14 protein-coding genes and 1 tRNA gene are annotated in these 16,961 nt (G+C 66.4%); 7 read left to right on the top strand and 8 right to left on the bottom strand.

The window, feature by feature from the left end; translation table 11 throughout:
- Positions 1–66: 66 nt before the first annotated feature.
- Genes NDI86_RS14385 through NDI86_RS14370 form a run of 4 tightly spaced genes read right to left on the bottom strand, consistent with a single transcriptional unit; the run spans position 67 to position 7,761 of the window.
- A complete protein-coding gene (locus NDI86_RS14385) occupies positions 67–2,100 on the bottom strand; it encodes a SpoVR family protein (RefSeq protein ID WP_310901132.1) in 2,034 nt (677 codons plus the stop codon).
- Positions 2,097–3,416: a YeaH/YhbH family protein gene (locus tag NDI86_RS14380; protein WP_310901131.1), complete on the bottom strand. Its 1,320-nt coding sequence runs from the start codon at positions 3,414–3,416 to the stop codon at positions 2,097–2,099. Before NDI86_RS14380 ends, NDI86_RS14385 begins: the two co-directional genes overlap by 4 nt.
- Positions 3,407–5,689 carry a PrkA family serine protein kinase gene (locus tag NDI86_RS14375; protein WP_310901130.1) on the bottom strand — a complete coding sequence of 761 codons (2,283 nt, stop codon included), beginning with the start codon at positions 5,687–5,689 and terminating at the stop codon, positions 3,407–3,409. The genes NDI86_RS14380 and NDI86_RS14375 overlap by 10 nt, the downstream gene beginning before the upstream one ends.
- Entirely contained in the window at positions 5,689–7,761 is a 2,073-nt protein-coding gene (locus NDI86_RS14370) for a PrkA family serine protein kinase (protein ID WP_310901129.1), read from the bottom strand. The genes NDI86_RS14375 and NDI86_RS14370 overlap by 1 nt, the downstream gene beginning before the upstream one ends.
- Before the next feature lie 428 nt (positions 7,762–8,189).
- Here NDI86_RS14370 and NDI86_RS14365 point away from each other — a divergent pair, with 428 nt between their 5' ends.
- Positions 8,190–8,567 (top strand): DUF5820 family protein, encoded by a 378-nt coding sequence (locus NDI86_RS14365; protein WP_310901128.1) that lies wholly within the window; start codon positions 8,190–8,192, stop codon positions 8,565–8,567.
- 32 nt (positions 8,568–8,599) lie between these two features.
- Positions 8,600–9,052, top strand: a complete 453-nt coding sequence (locus NDI86_RS14360; protein ID WP_310901127.1) for a UPF0179 family protein — start codon at positions 8,600–8,602, stop codon at positions 9,050–9,052.
- Here the strand turns inward: NDI86_RS14360 and NDI86_RS14355 are convergent.
- Complete coding sequence (locus NDI86_RS14355) at positions 9,049–9,837, bottom strand: M14 family metallopeptidase (RefSeq protein WP_310901126.1); 789 nt, start codon at positions 9,835–9,837, stop codon at positions 9,049–9,051. The two genes, NDI86_RS14360 and NDI86_RS14355, sit on opposite strands and share 4 nt — an antisense overlap.
- A gap of 129 nt (positions 9,838–9,966) precedes the next feature.
- Between NDI86_RS14355 and NDI86_RS14350 the strand changes: the two genes are divergently transcribed.
- Entirely contained in the window at positions 9,967–10,806 is an 840-nt protein-coding gene (locus NDI86_RS14350; protein ID WP_310901125.1) for a hypothetical protein, read from the top strand.
- A 3-nt stretch (positions 10,807–10,809) separates the two neighbouring features.
- Here the strand turns inward: NDI86_RS14350 and NDI86_RS14345 are convergent, their stop codons facing one another.
- Positions 10,810–11,289 carry a DUF309 domain-containing protein gene (locus tag NDI86_RS14345; protein WP_310901124.1) on the bottom strand — a complete coding sequence of 160 codons (480 nt, stop codon included), beginning with the start codon at positions 11,287–11,289 and terminating at the stop codon, positions 10,810–10,812.
- A gap of 102 nt (positions 11,290–11,391) precedes the next feature.
- Here NDI86_RS14345 and NDI86_RS14340 point away from each other — a divergent pair.
- The 4 genes from NDI86_RS14340 (at position 11,392) to NDI86_RS14325 (ending at position 14,334) form a co-directional block, all read left to right on the top strand.
- Positions 11,392–11,475 (top strand) — tRNA-Leu (locus NDI86_RS14340).
- Positions 11,476–12,011: 536 nt separating this feature from the next.
- A complete protein-coding gene (locus NDI86_RS14335) occupies positions 12,012–12,203 on the top strand; it encodes a hypothetical protein (protein WP_310901123.1) in 192 nt (63 codons plus the stop codon).
- A gap of 54 nt (positions 12,204–12,257) precedes the next feature.
- Positions 12,258–13,094 (top strand): inositol monophosphatase family protein, encoded by an 837-nt coding sequence (locus tag NDI86_RS14330; protein WP_310901122.1) that lies wholly within the window; start codon positions 12,258–12,260, stop codon positions 13,092–13,094.
- A gap of 91 nt (positions 13,095–13,185) precedes the next feature.
- On the top strand, positions 13,186–14,334 hold the full coding sequence (locus NDI86_RS14325; protein ID WP_310901121.1) for a DUF63 family protein: 1,149 nt from the start codon (positions 13,186–13,188) through the stop codon (positions 14,332–14,334).
- Between the two features lie 24 nt (positions 14,335–14,358).
- Here the strand turns inward: NDI86_RS14325 and NDI86_RS14320 are convergent, their stop codons facing one another.
- Both NDI86_RS14320 and tbsP read right to left on the bottom strand, forming a co-directional pair.
- A complete protein-coding gene (locus NDI86_RS14320; RefSeq protein WP_310901120.1) occupies positions 14,359–16,062 on the bottom strand; it encodes a YcaO-like family protein in 1,704 nt (567 codons plus the stop codon).
- Positions 16,063–16,093: 31 nt separating this feature from the next.
- A complete protein-coding gene (gene tbsP / locus NDI86_RS14315; RefSeq protein WP_310901119.1) occupies positions 16,094–16,912 on the bottom strand; it encodes a transcriptional regulator TbsP in 819 nt (272 codons plus the stop codon).
- Between the last annotated feature and the right edge of the window lie 49 nt (positions 16,913–16,961).

Raw genomic sequence — 16,961 nt, 5'->3', positions numbered from 1 at the left:
TGTTCGCTCAGGGCTACGGAACGTTATATAAAAAGGCTGTGGCCGATATCGGTCGTCGATACCGTCTCAGGCCAGCCACTCCTCGGGCTTGGTGTTGTAGTCGATGTCCGTCGCGGCCAGATGCTCGACGTCGCTCCAGGGGACGTCTTCGACGGTCACGTCCTCGCCGTCGTAGCGCAGCAACTTCCCGACCTCCTCGGGTTCTGGCTCGCGGTCACGGCGCTTTGCGACCTCGATGTCGTGGTCGTCGAACTCCTTGACGATGGTCAGCAGGTTCACCGGCCGACCCCACAGTTCGAACACTCGCTTGAGCACCTCCGTGGCCTGCTTGCGGTCGAGCATGATGCCGTTGTACTGGTGGGCCAACAGGAGTTCGTTGCGGTTCTCGTAGTTGCCGTCCTGGACCACGACGGTCGGTTTCCCGAAGTTGGTAAAGGATAGCATGAGCTTCTTCTTCACGTCCTCGTGGTCCGTCGAGGTGACCCGGTAGTCGCCGGAGGCGTGGGTGTACTCGTAGGTGAAGTAGTCGTTGTCGTCGACGAACTCCTGGGTGAGAAACTCGTCGAGGAAAGTCACGTCGTTGTGGCTCTCCCGAATCTCGCGCATCCGGTCCCAGCCGCGGGCGTACGCCACGTCTTCGAGCGCCGCTTCGACGCTGTCGTACCGGGAATCGTCGAACATGTACCGCGAGACTCGCTCCAGTTCGGCCTGGCCGACCCGCGAGACGAACCCGCGGTACTGGGGCTTGACCAGCGAGTAGTGCCGTTGTGCCAGCCCCTCGTAGGTCAGCACCTTCCAAGGGTACGTCGCCACGTCGAACTCGCCCTCCCGGGCCGCGGCCAGCGCGTCGGCGTCGACGCGGGGGTCTTCGGGGTCCAATTCGTCGACGTGACCGGCCACGTCCTGCAGCCACGCCGGCGGTTCCAGGTGGTCCTGCACCTCGATGAAGTCGACCACGTCGTGGAAGGTCCGCCAGGTGATGCCGTCGACGCGGAGCAACCGCTCGACGACCTCCCGGCGGTTCTCGGTGTTCTCGACGTACTCCCATATCTCCAGCCCGAGCTTGTACGGGTTCAGCCCGGGCGAACCCAGCACCTGGGCCATGTGGTCCGAGTAGAGGATGAACTCGTCGTCCCCGGCGAATCGCTCGCCGGTCATCATCAGCGACTCCCAGTAGGCCGCCCACCCCTCGTTCATCACCTTCGTCATCTTCTGGGGGGCGAAGTAGTACGCCTCCCGTCGCAGGAGTTCCAGCACCTCTTTCTGCCAGTCTTCCATCTCCACTGCCTTCCCGGCGTCCTCGTCGTAGGCCATCCCGTGCTTGCGGATGAACCCGAGCACGTCCTTCTCGGGCTGGGCCGGGAAGGAGGCCCCGGTGTCCTCGTCGGTCTGTGCCTCCAGCCAGTCGTCGTCGAACACCTGTCGCTTGACCTCGTCAGAGAGGTCTAGCTCGTCGAGCTGGTCGCTGACGTCGACGCCCTCTATCTCCTCTAGTCTATCGCGGGCCGTCTCGACCGGGCGATATGACCGGTGCTGGTCGATGTTGTCCTCCAGACAGAGGACGTGGTCGATGAACCGCTCGACCTCGCTGCGGTCGATGTCGGGGTCCTGCATGTGCTCGCGGATGGCGTCGGCGTGGCGGGCGAGCATCCCGGCGGCGTCCGGGCCGCGACCGTCGTCCTCGCTGCCGGCCGCTCGCGGCGGCGCGCCGTCGCTGAACAGGCCGAACCACTCGTTGTTCGCGAAGAAGTCGGCGTGGGCCTCGACGTGGGTGATGACCGCCTTCTGGTCGGCCAGGGTGTTGGACTCCTGGAGGAAGGCGTGGGAGGGGTCGTCGTTGTTGACGATTTCGAAGGCCTTCCCGCCGAGGAACTGCCCCTGTTTCTGCTGGCGGTCGTACTGCATCCCCCAGCGCCAGTGGGGATACCGCTGCTGGAATCCGCCGTAGGCGATGAGCTCGTTCATCTCGTCGTAGTCGACCACCCAGTAGTTCACCGGGTAGGGTGTCAGCCCCAGCCGTTTCGCGAGATTGCTCGCCTCACTGACCGGCTCTTCTAGTCCGTCGGCGATGCGCTGTTTCCGGAATCTGTCGTCGTTCATTCTGACTCCTCCGTGCTGAGTATCTCGTAGATGGCGTCGACCACGTCCTCCGGCGAGGTGACGTACGCGACCGCGACGTTGTCCGAGTCGCGGAAGCTGCGCTCGACCTCCTCGGCGTGGGTCGCGTTGATAGCGTTGCCCGACGGCTGGGTCTCGACGTAGGCGTGGAGGTTCGCCGGTATCGCCTCCATCATCGGGATGACCCGCTCCTCGGTGTCGTTCGAGGAGTTCTCGCTGTCGCCGGCGGCGAAGACGTAGCGGTTCCACTCGCTCCAGGGGTACTCCTCCTCCAGCACTTCGGCCGCCACCTCGTACGCGCTGGAGATGCGCGTCCCGCCGCCAGAGCGGATGCCGAAGAACTCCTCGCGGTCGACCTGCCAGGCGTCGGCGTCGTGGGCGATGTAGACGAACTCGGCGTTGTCGTACTTGCCCTGGAGATACCAGTCAAGCGGCGTGAAGGTGCGTTCGACCAGTTCCCGCTTCTTCTGGCGCATCGACCCCGACACGTCGCGGATGTTGACCACGACGACGTTCTTCTCGCGCTCCTCGACGATTTCGGGGTAGCGGTAGCGTTCGTCCTCGCGGCGGAAGGGTATCTGGTCGACGCCCTCCCGGCGGATGCGCGTCGAGGTGTCGACCTTCTCGACGTTGGCCTCCATCTCCTCGATTGAACTCCAGGTGGACCTCTCCTCGACCGGCATGTCGTCGTAGGCGTCCTCTATCCACGCCTTCGAGACCGGGATGTTCTGCTCGCGGGCCCACTCGAAGACGGTGGCCGGGCCCCACCCCTCGACTTTCAGGGCCTCGCGGACGTAGTCCTCGTCGAAGTCCATCGCGAGCTTACGCTTCAGCCCCTTCTTGAACAGTCGCTCGAAGTCCAGCGTCGAGGACGGCCCCGAGCGGGTGATGTCGGTGAAGTCGCCCTCCTTCTCCTCGATGACCTTCTTGCCCTTCGGGTCGAGGTCGAGGCCGAGTTGCTCGTCCAGTTCCTGGGCGAACTCCTCGGGGTCCATCTCGTAGTACTCGTGTTCGCCGCCCTCCTCGCCGGGTTCGCCGTCCTCGCCGTCCTCGCCGTCGCCGGGCTGGGGCTGTGGCTGGCCGACGGGGTCGCCCTCCTCGGCGCCCTCGCCCTGGCCGACGCCGCCCTTGTCCCGCTGGTCGTAGGCGAACTCCGGCAAGCTGACGATCTTGATAGGTATCTGGACCTCGTCGCCGCGGGACTGCCCGAGGTCGCCGTACTGGATGAACTCGGAGAGGTCCTGGCGGCGCTCCTCGCCCACTTCGCGATATCGCTCGAGGTCGTCTTTCAGTCCCATCTGTAACTCACCTGGCTCATGACGTGGCGGCTGGTCAGTTCGGCGGCCGCCTCGCTGTAGCCGTGCATCTCCATCATGTTCGCAATCGTCTCCTCTTTGAGCGCGGCCGTCTCGGTGCCCGACGGCGGGTTGTCCCACTGCTGTGGGTCGAAGTCCTCGTAGGTCCGCTTGACGTCGTCCCAGTCGTGACTTCCGAGGACGGTCTTGATGACCGGAATCTCCTTCGGGGAGACGTCGCCCACGCGGAACTCCTCGTCCCGGCGCTGCCACGCGTGGCGGTTCAGCGCCGTGATTATCTTGTCGGTGCGAAACTTCGTGACGGCGTGGTCGGCCTCGCCGCCCTCGTAGTTCTTCTCGTCGAAGCGGCCCAGATGCTCAATCTCGAACACCTTCATCTTCAGGGGGTCCGGGTCGACGAATTCGCCGCGTTCGTTCTCTAGCTGTTCGTCGGAGGCCCAGGCGTACACCTGCTCGATGTACTCCTCGACCGTGGCCGCGTCGACGCGCTTGTCCCGCATCAGCGCGGCCAGCACGTCCCGCTCCTGTTCGCCGAAGATGTAGTTTTTCACGGGCACCACGCGCTCCTCGTACTCGGTCGCCTCGCCGGGGGAGAACACCGGCGCGTCGTTCAGCCCCGCCGCGATGGCGTTCAACACGTCCCGTGGCATGATGACGTGCTCGACCGGCAGGTCCGGGTGGTGGCGGTCCTGGGCCTCGTGGAGCAGGTCGGCCACCACGTCCCGGACGTAGGTCACGGGGATGCCGTGGTCGCCGTCCCGGTCGGTAATCTCGACGTCGTAGTCGTCGATGTCGACGCGCTCGTCGCCCTCCATCAGGTAGCCGCGGTCGAACAGCAGCGCCTTCTCGACCAGGTCAAGCCCGGCCGGGACGGTCGAACTGTCGAGCCGCGAGACCACCGCGTACAGCGCCGCCGCCTCGATGGTGTGGGGCGCGATGTCCTTCTCCGTGACCGACCCGAGGTCGTCTCTGACCGAGACCGACACGGGCTCCTGTATCCACGTCTCCAGTTCCTCCCAGGAGTCGGGGTCCCAGACGCGCGTCTCGTTCGTGAGCTCCCGTCGCAGGAGCTGTGATTCGAGCGAGAGGTTCGTCAGGTACGTGAACTCGTGTTTGTCCAGGCGGCGTTTGAGCGCCTTCAGGGGGTCCTGGCCCTCGCGGTCGGCGTGCTGGTTCAGCTGGGCCTCCAGGTCCGGGTTCGAGATGATGACCAGCTGCGTGTCCACGTCCATCCCGATGCCCTTGTCCAGTTTGACGCGGCTCTCGTCGGGGACGTTCAGCAGCTTCTGCAGCAGGTCGGCGTGCTGGGCGGCGTCCTCGACGACGGTCAGCAGGCCGTTGCCCTGCGAGAGCACGCCGTCGTAGGAAAAGGCCTGCGGGTTCTTCCGGCCGCGGGAGTCCAGTTCCCGGAGCATGCCGTGCATCCACGACCCGACCAGGCGCTCCTTGGGCGTCCCCTCGTCCTCGGAGTGGAGGATACCGATGCCGCGACCCACGTCGACGACGAAGTTCTTGACCCGGAGGTGGCCGGGGTCGGTGACCGCCGAGAAGAGGTTCTCCTCGCCGTTGCGGCGGTACTGCTCCTCGAGGAAGTTGTACGCCTCCCGGGAGAACGGGTCGAGTTCCCCCTCGACGCGGATGTCGATGTGGTCGTCGTGCCGGTCGTTTATCTCGGCCAGTAGCTCCTTGCGCACGTCCTTCGGGAACACCGTCAGCGGGTGGACCTGGACCGGGCTCTCGTACCAGTCGTCCTCGTCCTCGATGGGCGTGTCGCCGTAGGTCAGGGCGCTGTCGCTGGCGCCGGCGCCCGCCACGTTCCACTCGACGGTGTACCGGCGGCCCTCGGGGGTCCGCGAGTACTCGCGCAGGCCGTTGATGAGACAGCGCTTGAGCTCCGACTTGCCCGTCGCCGTGGGGCCTTCGAGCCAGACGATTTTCTCGTCCTTGCCCCTGCCCGCGGCGATAGAGCGGAGGTCGTCGACGAAGGCGTTCAGCACCTCGGTGTTGCCCAGGATGGCGTGTTCGCCGTCGTTGTGCGGGTCGTCGAAGAAGCGGTATCGCTCCTTCTCCTCGCCCTCCTCGATGACGGTCCGCGTGCCCGCCGCCTCGATGGCCGCCAGCAGGTACTTCGAGGCGTGGGCCGCGATTTCGGGCGTCTCCAGGAGGGTGTCGACGTACTCCCCCAGAGCCATCGGCTCCTCGTAGGTGGCGTCGAGGGCCTCGTCGGCGCGGTCGATGTACTCCTCGCCGCTCATTAGTCTTCCATCTCGCTTTTGGCGACCTCCGCGCCGGCGAACTCGAGCACTTCACGCGCGCCCTCTTCGGAGTAGCCCTGTTCCATGAGGGCGTCTATCCACTGGTTGCGCTCGTCGTCGTCCATCTCCCCGCTCGAGACCAGCGCGGAGAAGTTGATGTTGTGTTTCTTGTCCTCCCAGAGCTTGCGCTCCAGCGCCCGGCGCAGGCGGTCGTTGTCCTGCGGGTTGAAGGTGTCACCCTCGCGGGCGCGGCGGGAGACCCAGTTCGACACTTCCTGACGGAAGTCGTCCTTGCGGTCCTCGGGGAGGTTGAGCTTCTCCTCGACCGAGCGGAGGAACTGCTCGTCGGGCTCTTGCTCGCGGCCGGTCAGTTCGTCCTCGACGGTGTCGTCGTCGATGTAGGCCATGACGTGGTCCATGTACTTCTCGCCCTGGCGCTGAATCTCGTCCATATCGTAGGCCAGCGCGTGACGCACGTCCTCGATGGCTCGCTCCTTGTACTCCTCGCGGACGAGTTCGAGGAAGCGGTAGTACTCGTCGAACGACTCCGAGTCGATGGAGCCGTGGTTCTCCAGGTTCCCCTCTAAGTGATTGAACGTCGTCAGCGGCGAGAGGAAGGTCCGCGAGCGGTGCATCGAGTCCATGATGGCCTCGGCTATCTCGTCGCCGATAAAGCGGGGCGAGACGCCGTCCATCCCCTCGCGGATGTCCGCGGCCTGTTCGGCCTCCTCGCGGAGCTTCTTGACGTCGATGTCGTCGGCCTCGTCTATCTCGCCGTTGTACGCCTTGGCCTTCTGGACCAGTTCGACCGACTCCGTGTCGGGCTCCTCGATGCGCGTCAGCACGCCGAAGAGGCCGGCCATCTCCAGGGTGTGGGGCTCGACCTGGATGTCCGGCAGGTCGGCGTTGCGCAGCATCTTGCGGTATATCTTCGCCTCCTCCTCGTACTGGAGGACGTACGGGAAGTCGATGCGCTTGGTCCGGTCGTTAAAGGCCTCCATCTTCTCGTCGCCCTTCTTGTCCCGGTACTCGGGCATGTTCGTCCGGCCGACGATGACCTGGTCGATGTCGATTCGGGGGTTGTTCTTTGGCTTTATCGTCTGTTCCTGGCTGGCGTGCAGGAAGTCATAGAGGAACTCCCGCTGGAGTTTCAGTAGCTCCTCGCCGGAGAAGATGCCGCGGTTCGCGTTACAGAACGCGCCCGAGTAGTCGAACGCCCGCGGGTCGCTCTCGCCGTAGATGGCTATCTTCGAGTAGTTGACGTCACCCGTGAGTTCGGTCTCGTCCTGGTTTTTCTTGTCCTTGGGCTCGAACGTCTCGATACCCTGGCGCTGGTTCTCGTCGGCGACGAAGCGGACGATTTCGATGTGGTTCTCGAGCACTTCCTGGAGGTCGTCGTCGTAGTAGGCCAGCAGCCGGTCCATGTAGAACTCCGAGGCCGGGTCGAGGTCCTGCTCGTTCCGGATGGTGTAGGGGGCGTCCAGTTCCTCGTTGATGTCGTCGATGACCCGGTCGCGCTGGTCCTGCGGGAGGAGGACGAGCGGGTCCTGGTTCATCGGCGAACGGACCACGTCGTCGGCCGGGTCCTGGTCGTGGACCACGTCACAGAGATTCGTCCAGCGGAACGTGTACATCCGCCCCTCGTCGCCGCGGGTGTAGTCCTCGAAGTACCGGCGGACCTGTCGGTCGAAGTCGGATTTCCCCGACCCGACCGGGCCCAGCAGTAGCTTGATGCGTTTCTCCGGCCCGAGCCCGCGAGCGCCCGACTTCACTTTGTTGACGAACTCGTGGATGGCCTCGTGGACCTCGCGGCCGTAGAAGGTGTTCTCACCGTCGGTTATGGGGTCCTCGCTGGCGATCTTGTATTCGACGACGCCCGCGTCCTCGTCGTACTCGGTCCCGTAGTAATCGAACATGTCCGCGACGCGCTGGTGGGCGTTGCGGGCTACCTTCGGGTCCTCGTACAACTGGTCGAGATACCAGTCGAACGTCCGGGTGGTCCGGAGGTCCGCGGGTATCGTGTCTTGGTACTCCTGGCTCAGTGCTTCCAGTGTCTCTTTGTTCTGACTCATGCTATAGTTGGTTCTTCGCGCGACGGGGTCGACGCGACGCTACTGCCTCGGGAACAGTCCGACTGTGACAGCCGCCGCTCTGACCGTGAATCACCGGGAGCCGCGGCGTGACCCGTCCGTCCGGGCCGGTTGGCAAGCGATACCATTGTCGTGCTAGCGGGGACGGGGGCCGCTCCACCCCCTCGGTAACGGGTGACAGCCTTCGACTGTAGTTCCGATACTATTTATTACATGAGTGCTTCGAGAATAAGAGCCTTTTGCCAGGGTACATAAAACACCGGGATTTCTGCCCGGTTATTCGAGGGTGAATCAAAGGACAGCACCGCGTCGGTATGGTGTACCAAGCCACGGCACTGGTAATTAACTTATAAGCAACCGGACCCGCAGCCAGCCGACAGGGTATTGGCCGCCGGGCCACAGGCCACGGTATGGACATCGCGGCGCTGGCCGAGGACTGGACGGTGTGGAACCGAACCGAGACGGAACTCATCCTCGCGTACCGGCCGGACATCTTCGACAGCGAGACCTTTCCCGCGCCGTGTCTGCCGACCATCTACCTGACTCGGGGCAAGCGGACGCGCCGCCCGGGGGCCGACAGGACCGGCGAGGACTGGTACGTGACGCTCTATCTCGAACCGGAGGTGGACTGGCAGGCAGCCGTGGAACCGGAGCGTGAGGCCGCCGTCGAGGCCGCCGTCGACCTGGCGAACGACTTCGCCGCCGGCGAGTTCGACTTCCGGTCGCTGTACCAGGTGCCACGCGAGGCGTATCTGGACGAACTCGACGTCCTGACCGGGCGAGCCTGACACTTACCTTCCGGGGCCACCTACCGTAGGACATGACTACAGTCACGCTCGTCGGCACTCGACTCGCCGATACCGACGAAGAGTTCGTCTACCACGGCGAGGCGTCCGGGTGTGCGGGCTGTCCGTACCGGGACCAGTGTCTCAACCTCACCCCCGGGCGGCGCTACCGCATCACGGAAGTCCGCGAGAGCGGCCAGACGCTCGACTGTGCGGTCCACGACGAGGGCGTCCGCGCCGTCGAGGTCGAACCCGCCCCAATCCGTGCGAACGTCCCGACGAAGGGCGCCTTCGCCGGCAGTATGGCCGAACTGGCCGGGCCCTGCCCGCACACCGAGTGTCCGAGCCACCCGTACTGTGAGCCCAAGGGCGCCGACTTCGACACCGAGTACCGCATCACGGAGGTACTCGGTGACCCGCCCCACGACTACTGTATGCTGGACCGAGACCTCACGATGGTCGAGTTCGAGGCCCCCGACGACGCCTAATCGAGCGTGCCGACGCGGGTCCCCATGTAGCCAAAGACGTCCTCGTACCCCTCAGCGGAGAGCAACACCGGGTGGAAGTCCTCCTCGGCGTGGAGCATCTCACCGTCGGCCGCAGCGACGGGGTCGCCCGCCGCCACCGGCTCGAAGTTCCGGACGAACACCTCGTACTCGTCGGCGGCGGCCTTGGGAATCGGGCCGCCAAGCTGGAACACCGGGAGCGATGGGCTCCTGACCGGCGCGGGCTCGTCCGTGACGCCCAGCGCGGCCAGGAACTCCCGGATGACCTGTTCGGCGTTCGCGGCGGCCTCGGGCGACCCCTGGTAGCCACACTCTATCTCGATGGTCGACGGGGCGACGGAGAACAGCCGCCCCTCGTTCTCGCCTTTCGTCCGGACGACGGCGTCGACCGAGAGCTTCGGACAGACGTCACGCGCCAGGTCCGACAGCTCGTCGACCAGCGCAAACATCCCGTCGTAGGACTGCGTGGAGTGCAGTGAGAGGACGGTACACCCCCGTAGTTCCGCCGTCAGCTCGGCGGCCAGTCGCATCTCGTGGACGTCGCTGTCGGGGTCCCCCGGAAACACCCGGTTGAGGTCGAGTTCGAGGTAGCGCTCGCCAGCGGCCAGCGCTCGCTCGTTGACCACGATGAACTTCACGGGCTGAGAGAGCGCCGGCGGGTCCGCGAGCACCGCTTCGATACCGTCCCGACCGCACGGCTCGTCGCCGTGAATACTGCCGACGACGGCGATGGACGGCTCCCCTTCGCCCAGTTGCTCCACTCGCATCTATCCCAACGTTACCGGCCGGCTATTAGAGTGGTACGGATTCGCCTTCGACCGGCCGTATCTCGTCGTCACGCTACCCCCGACAGTGACCAGAATTAGTATGAGGGAGGGTCACATGACATGTAACCGATGGACCGCCGACAGCTGCTACGGGTGAGTGGACTCGCCGTCGTGACCGGACTCGCGGGCTGTCTCGACGACGGGTCGACGGGAGAACAGACCGGGGCCGACCCGACCACGACTGCCGGGGGGACAGCGACCGGAACCACCGACCCGACAGCGACCGAACGCGCCGCCTACCAGGTCCCGATTCGGAACCTCTGGTCGGCCTACGAGAACGAGAACGTGACGGGGATGCGCGCCAGCTATCACTCGGAGTCACCCTACACGGTGTCCGAGTCCGAGGTCAGGTTCGGCAACGAAATCTCAGCAACGAACTTCAGCGTCGTCGACCGCACCGACGGCAACCTGACGGTCGCGGTCGAGGCGACCGTCACCGAAGGCGACCAGACACAGTCGGTCGAACACGCCTACGAGCTCCGCCGAGAGGACGGCCACTGGGCCATCTGGCGGTTCGTCGTGGGGTCGCCAGCAGCACTCGACGACGCCGATTCCGGCGGCCAGGGAGAGACGGACGCCCCGGCCGCCGCCTTCGGGTTCGACTACGACGGGAGCGCCACAGGGAACGGCGACACTGGCGTCCTGACCATCACACACAGCGGTGGGGACGCCATCGACGCGACCACGCTCTCGGTCCGCGGGGACGGTATCGTCGACCCGGCCGACGCCTCAGCCGCCGTGACTGCGTCGGGGACGACGTGGGCCAGCGCCACCGGCGAGGAGACGGTGACCGCGGGGACGTCGGTGACTGTCGGTGTCGCGAGCGATTGCGACGTTCGACTCGTCTGGGAGGCGCCCGACGGGGGGATGTCTGTGACCCTCGCGCAGTACGACGGCCCGGACGCGTGAGCCTCACTCTAGCTTCTCCGCGAAGCGGTAGTCGGCTTCGTCGGCCACCGGGTAGCCGTCGTCGAGGCGGATTTGCCAACCGTGAAGCACAGACGGCTCCTCCAGCGCGTTCGTCATCGTGGACCGCACGTCGAGGACGTCTACTCCGTAATAATCGTTTGGTACGCCCCGGAAGTACTGCAGCGACGTGCGAAACAGCGACCGCATACCGTCGTCGTCCTCGAAGTCGAAGTGTTTGTACGCGCCGGCAGCGACCTGGACCATCCCGTGGAGGAACTTGCTCTCGGTGCTGCCCCGGCCGTAGTTGTACCACTCGTCTTCGAAGCAATCGTGTGAGTCGTGGAACTCGCCGTCGTTGAACAGCCGGACCCCGTGGACCACGGCCCGCCGCAGCGTGGCGTGCTCCCACTGGCCGTCGGCCCGCCATCCCGTCGGGTTCCCTGCCGGCGGGTCGACGCTGTCGTCGCGCGTGTGGTCGTCCATATCGGCGTGTCGGCTGCCCGATGGGTCAATGTAGCGATACCGACGACGGTCCGAGCGACATTTATACCTCCGCCGCGCTTGTGCCAACTGCAAACAGCGCGTGCGAGGGTAGCCAAGCCTGGAAACGGCGGCGGACTCAAGATCCGCTCCTGTAGAGGTCCAAGGGTTCAAATCCCTTCCCTCGCATCGCCACGGGACCGGACTGGTCCCGTCCGATGCGGAAGTCCGCGTGGAGCGGTCTTCCCTCGCAAATTCCTCGGGAAAGATCCAGCAGAGACGGCGGACTCAAGATCCGCTCCTGTAGAGTCGTCGCGAGCGGTGGCACCGCGAGCGACTGCTCGGAAGGCGAACGGCCGAACGGCGGAGCCGTGAGGCCTGAGTCTTCCGGTGGTCCAAGGGTTCAAATCCCTTCCCTCGCACTGCAGCGAGGCGCAGACGCGCCGAGCAAAGTGCAACGGAAGAGCTTTGAACGAGGCCAGTAGCAGCCCGGACGCCGCAGGCGTCCCGGACCGTCTGGACGTTGTTCAAATCCCTTCCCTCGCATCGCCACGGGACCGGACTGGTCCCGTCCGATGCGGAAGTCCGCGTGGAGCGGTCTTCCCTCGCAAAACTTCTACCGGAACGGTGTTGGGACAGTCGCCGGTAGATACTCGTCAGTATCGCCCGGTAATCTCCATCAATAATAACTAACTTTATACGGGCTCGCTTTGTAACAGACTCACATGGCCACAGAACAGTCCGATAGTTCCGGTCTCGGGGTCCCCCCGCTGGAGAATACGGCGTTTTTTGCCATCGAAGCCGACAACGACTACGTCCGGATAGAACAGTCGCTGGGCAACCAGGTGCGTTACACGCCAGCCGAGGCGCGCGACATCGCCAACGCCATCCTGGACGCCGTCGACGAGGCCGAGTAAGTCGCGATTGCCCCATACCGAGCTTCTAAAGCCGACCCGCTGCCAGGGGCATCCATGCCGGATTCACTCCACCGTGCCGCACTCGCCGAGCGAGCAGCCCGTGCCGGAGGCAGCGTCGCGCGCACCACGTTCCGAGAGGCGCTGGCCGTCGAGACGAAAGCGAGCAAGAACGACGTCGTGACAGAGACCGACCGGGACGCACAGGCACAGGTCGTCGCCACCGTCCGGGAGGAGTTCCCCGACGACGCCTTCCTCTGTGAGGAGGACCTCGTCTCGCGGTCGGGCCCGGAGACCGCCGAGACCGAACCGACCGCCGTCGACGAGGTACCCGAGACGGGCGCGGCGTGGGTGGTCGACCCCATCGACGGGACGACGAACTTCGTCCGGGGGTTGCGCACCTGGGCGACCAGCGTGGCCGCGATGACCGACGGCGAGACTGTCGGGGCGGCGACGTACCTGCCGTCGATGGGCGACCTCTACGCGAGCGGGCCGGAGAGCGCGACCCGGGACGGTACGACCCTCTCGGTGAGCGAGCGGACGGACCCCGAGACGTTCGTCGTGACCCCCGTCGGCTGGTGGGAACTCGACGACCGCGCGGAGTTCGGGCGGCTCTGTACCGCCGTGGGCGAGCGGTTCGGCGACGTGCGCCGCGTCGGCAGTTTCCAGGCGACGCTCGCGTTCGTCGCCGACGGCGGGCTGGACGGTGCGGTCTGTCCGACGCGGACGAACCCCTGGGACACCATCGCCGGGGTGCACATGGTCCGACAGGCCGGCGGGACGGTCACCGACCTCGACGGCGAGCCCTGGCGCCACGACAGCGCCGGGCTCGTGGCCTCGAACGGCGAGGCCCACGACGAACTCGTCGCGGCGGCGACCGCCGCACTGGAGTGAGCCACCGGGGCGGTCCTGACGGCACCCCGGTCCGACGCCCCGCGCACACGCGACCGGAAGCCTGAAATCGACGCCCCCCGGTCACACGGCCATGAACACCTACGAGCGACTCAGCGAGGCCCAGGGACCGGCTCGTCTCTGGGTCGCCTCATTCGTCGCCCTCGTGGTCGCCACCGCCGGCGCCGCGGTGGCGATGCCCACACGGGTCTGGGACCGCTTTCTCTGGCACTACTTCTGGGGCCCGGTGTACGCCGACGCGAAGGCCGCGAGCTGTGCGGTGATGACCGACGGCGGCCCACAGCCGCTGTATCAGGGCTGTGCAGCCGCCGTAGAGAGCGGGGCGATAGTCGCCGAGCCGGGGTACACCATCGTCTCTGAAGTCGGGTACATGCTCATCCTGGTGTACATGCTGGTCGGGGTCTACCTCCTGCTGGAGCGACTGGACATCGCCGACGACCCGAACCTCTACTTCGCGTTCGTCCCGTTCATGCTGCTGGGCGGCGCGCTGCGAGTCGTCGAGGACGGCACCGACCGGGCGGTCGACGCCGGCGTGGCGCCGCTGGTCGAGTACCCGCTGAGTTCGCTCATCATCAGCCCGGTCATCTACGGCACCGTCTTCCTGCTGACGCTTCTCACCCTGCTCGCCTGTCTGGCACTGCAGCGCCGCGGCGTCATAGATAGCTACTACCGGGCCACCGCCGGCGTCGGCGTCACGCTGGTCGTGCTGACGATGGCGTATCTCACGATGGGCGCCGTGACGACCGACTACTCGACGCTGTACCCCTCGGTGCTCGTCTCGACGGTCGCCATCGCGTCGGCGCTCTCCTACGGCCTCTACTGGCTGTTCGAGAACTACGCGCCGGAGGTCAACAGCGGCACCGGTCTCATCGGCCTGCTGGTCATCTGGGGCCACGCCATCGACGGCGTCGCGAACGTCCTGCTGGCCGACTGGCTCGACGCGCTCTCGGTGCCGCTGACCTACTACCCGAAACACCCCGCCAACGCCTTCATCATCTCGACGACGGAGACGCTCCAGCCGGCCGGACTCACCGCCGCTATCGGCACTTCCTGGCCGTTCCTCTTCGTCAAGCTCGCGGTCGCCTCCGTCGTGGTCTGGCTGTTTAACGACGAGTTTCTCGACGAGAGCCCGCGCTACGCGCTCCTCTTGCTCATCGCGGTCACCGCGGTCGGACTGGGGCCCGGCACGCGAGATATGCTCCGGGCCACGTTCGGTATCTGAGCGGGGAGATACCCACCGGCCACGCTACGGGAACGGGTGGTGTGCCCGACCGAGCCGAGGTTCGAACCCCAGTTCGTCGGGCACTCGCTCGGCCCGCTCACCGAAGTACGCCGCGTCGAAGAAGAGCGGCTGGGCGCTCGGACAGAGCACTCGAACCGCCTCGAAGCCCAACTGTTCGAGGTCCCGCGTCGTGAGTCTGGTCGCGTAGGGGTCCAGCCCGGCGTCGGTGACGCGGTCGACGAGCATGTCGAGTTCCGCTGCCGGGTCCTCGGGCACGCTGTCCGGGCCGATACTCGACGCCGGGACGGCCGTCTCGGCGTCGACGAGCGACGCGGCCTCGGACGGTCGACCGGCGTAGTGCCCGATAGCGCCCGCGGCCTCGCCCGCGCCCTCCCGGCCCATCCCCCGGAGTTCGAGCCAGTTCTGGAGCGCCTCTTCTATCGCCCCGGCGGCCGCGTCGGCCGGGTCCAGTCCGGCCGCCGAGCCCAGGGCGAACTCGGGCCACTCATCGCCCCGGAGCGCGACGGCGACGACCGGCACGTCCACGTCCTGCGTGAGCACGACCGCCGTCGCCGTCAGCCCCTCCGACCGGGCGCGCCGCCGAAGCACGTCGTAGGGCTCGCGCTCGACTGCGACCTCCAAGGGGTCGTACGTCGAGTACCACGCGAGCATCGCGGCGTCCCGTTCGACCACCTCGTAGAGCCCCGACAGCAGCGCCTCGGTCTCCGTACTCCCCAGCCCCAGCCCGGTCGTCACCGGCGGCCTGACCGCCTGCGACGGCGGCGGGTACAGCACCGTCTCGGCGGGCACGTCGACCTCGGCGCCACTCGACAGGTGTTCCGCGGGGAGCCACTGTAACACCTCGTCGACGCCGCCGTCATCGGGGCGGACGAAACGCTCGGGCTCGAGTGCGTCCGCGACATCACTTGCTGTCCCCAGTGGCAGGTCGTCCGTCCGGTAGACGCCCGCGGCGTAGCGCTCGTAGCTCTCCCCGAGCGCCTTCATGAACGCCGTATCCCAGTCGCTGGCGACCCCGGCGGCCTGCTGTGACGCGGTCGCGTCGCTGAACCGCTCCGTGTTCGCGACCGTCGCGAGGTAGTACGGCGCCGGGAACGACTCGGCCTCGCCGACCTCGCTGACGACACCGACGCGCTCGTCGAGGCCGCCCTCGGCGCGGGCGAGCGCGTCCCGGTCGTAGTCGGGGTCGGTGCCTCGGAGCGTCCAAGTCCGGTCGCCGCCACAGTCACAGCCCGGCACCGGCAGGAACTGCCGCTCGACGTAGGGCAGTTCGACGAGGGTCCCGGCGAGTCGGCCCGCCCCCGAGAGCGCCCGCTCGATGCGCCGGCCGGCGACCGCGCCAGCGAACCGCTGGGTCGCGCTGCTTGGCGCCTCCGCCGGCGCCGCCTCGCTGTCGAGGTTCGCCCGGACGCGTTCCGTGAGACAGCGATAACAGCCCGTCTCGGGACCGAAACCCGCGACGGCGGCGTCCGCGACCGGCACGCCGCCGATGCCGCCGAGTTCGACGGCGACCCACCCCGTCTCCAGTTTGCGAGCGCGGTCGCTCGCGGTCCCGAACAGCTCCGATGTCACCGTGTCGACGACGACCGAGAGGTCGGCCCGGGTCACGAGGGGCGCCTCGGCCCGGCGCACGTCCGCGGGGCTGTCGCCAAGTGCCGCCACCAGCGACTCGACCGCCGGCCCGCTCCCGACGACTTCGACAGTAGTCATGGCCCCACAGAGACGACAGGGGGAGAAAAACCTAGGCCGAAAGCAGGCTCTGTGCGACCGTCGCCAGTTCGTCGCTGTCGGCGTCTTCGAGGCGCTCGTCGCCCAGCATCAGGCGGAGTCGCGGTCGACCCACGTCGATTGGGACCTTCTCCGTGTCGATGAGGCCCATATCCTCCAGTTTCGTCTTGGTGCGTGAGAAGGTCGCCTTGCTCGCCAGCCCGACGTCCTCGCCCCACTTGCTGATATCGTACAGCAGTTCGTTGTTTCGGGCCGCGACGAGCAGGCTGATAGTCACCTCGTCGAGGCCGTCGCCGTCGCCCCGCGCCGTCGCCAGCGAGCCGAGCACGCTGTCGAAGTCGTCTGCGGTCTCCGGGCCGATTTCGGACTCCAGGGTCGACCGGACCCGCGAGATAGCGGGCGTCCGCAGCGAGTACTCCTCGGCGCTCTCCCACGTGTTCTCGTAGTACGCCTCCGCGTCGTCGACGAACGCGTCGTCGTCGGTGCCGAGGCCGCCGACGACGTCGCCGATGGTGACCAGGGCGTAGACGCCGTCTGCCGTCACGGCGACGGAGTGGTTCGGCACCGTCTCCAGCAGTCGCATAGAGAGTGTGCCCGCCTCCACGAGGTCGGCCGCCGTGCTCGCGACGAGGAAGTCGTCCATCACGTCTTTCAGCGTCCGCTCGTCGGCGAGCACGCGGACCTCCGCGTCCGCCTCCTGGCGGTCGAGCGTCGTCATCAGCGAGGAGATAGTCTCCTGAGAGGGATTCACCACGTAGATGGGTGCGTCCGTCTCGTCGAACACCGACGACAGCATCGAGCCGATGTCGTCCTGCAGTAGGGTAGTACTCATTGTCCTGTTGAGTCTATTGACGGGTAAAACATTTAATTTCATCGGCCGG

The organism is Haloarcula onubensis (genome assembly GCF_031624605.1).
Classification (GTDB): Archaea; Halobacteriota; Halobacteria; order Halobacteriales; family Haloarculaceae; genus Haloarcula; species Haloarcula onubensis.
Note: the sequence above shows the minus strand (reverse complement) of the source record. Positions and strands in the feature narration are given on the sequence as shown.

Excerpts from the sequence above, each read along its gene's own strand:
- NDI86_RS14385 (WP_310901132.1), bottom strand. The coding sequence starts at position 2,100 with ATGAACGACGACAGATTCCGGAAACAGCGCATCGCCGACGGACTAGAA.
- NDI86_RS14380 (WP_310901131.1), bottom strand. The coding sequence starts at position 3,416 with ATGGGACTGAAAGACGACCTCGAGCGATATCGCGAAGTGGGCGAGGAG.
- NDI86_RS14375 (WP_310901130.1), bottom strand. The coding sequence starts at position 5,689 with ATGAGCGGCGAGGAGTACATCGACCGCGCCGACGAGGCCCTCGACGCC.
- NDI86_RS14370 (WP_310901129.1), bottom strand. The coding sequence starts at position 7,761 with ATGAGTCAGAACAAAGAGACACTGGAAGCACTGAGCCAGGAGTACCAA.
- NDI86_RS14365 (WP_310901128.1), top strand. The coding sequence starts at position 8,190 with ATGGACATCGCGGCGCTGGCCGAGGACTGGACGGTGTGGAACCGAACC.
- NDI86_RS14360 (WP_310901127.1), top strand. The coding sequence starts at position 8,600 with ATGACTACAGTCACGCTCGTCGGCACTCGACTCGCCGATACCGACGAA.
- NDI86_RS14355 (WP_310901126.1), bottom strand. The coding sequence starts at position 9,837 with ATGCGAGTGGAGCAACTGGGCGAAGGGGAGCCGTCCATCGCCGTCGTC.
- NDI86_RS14350 (WP_310901125.1), top strand. The coding sequence starts at position 9,967 with ATGGACCGCCGACAGCTGCTACGGGTGAGTGGACTCGCCGTCGTGACC.
- NDI86_RS14345 (WP_310901124.1), bottom strand. The coding sequence starts at position 11,289 with ATGGACGACCACACGCGCGACGACAGCGTCGACCCGCCGGCAGGGAAC.
- NDI86_RS14335 (WP_310901123.1), top strand. The coding sequence starts at position 12,012 with ATGGCCACAGAACAGTCCGATAGTTCCGGTCTCGGGGTCCCCCCGCTG.
- NDI86_RS14330 (WP_310901122.1), top strand. The coding sequence starts at position 12,258 with ATGCCGGATTCACTCCACCGTGCCGCACTCGCCGAGCGAGCAGCCCGT.
- NDI86_RS14325 (WP_310901121.1), top strand. The coding sequence starts at position 13,186 with ATGAACACCTACGAGCGACTCAGCGAGGCCCAGGGACCGGCTCGTCTC.
- NDI86_RS14320 (WP_310901120.1), bottom strand. The coding sequence starts at position 16,062 with ATGACTACTGTCGAAGTCGTCGGGAGCGGGCCGGCGGTCGAGTCGCTG.
- tbsP (WP_310901119.1), bottom strand. The coding sequence starts at position 16,912 with ATGAGTACTACCCTACTGCAGGACGACATCGGCTCGATGCTGTCGTCG.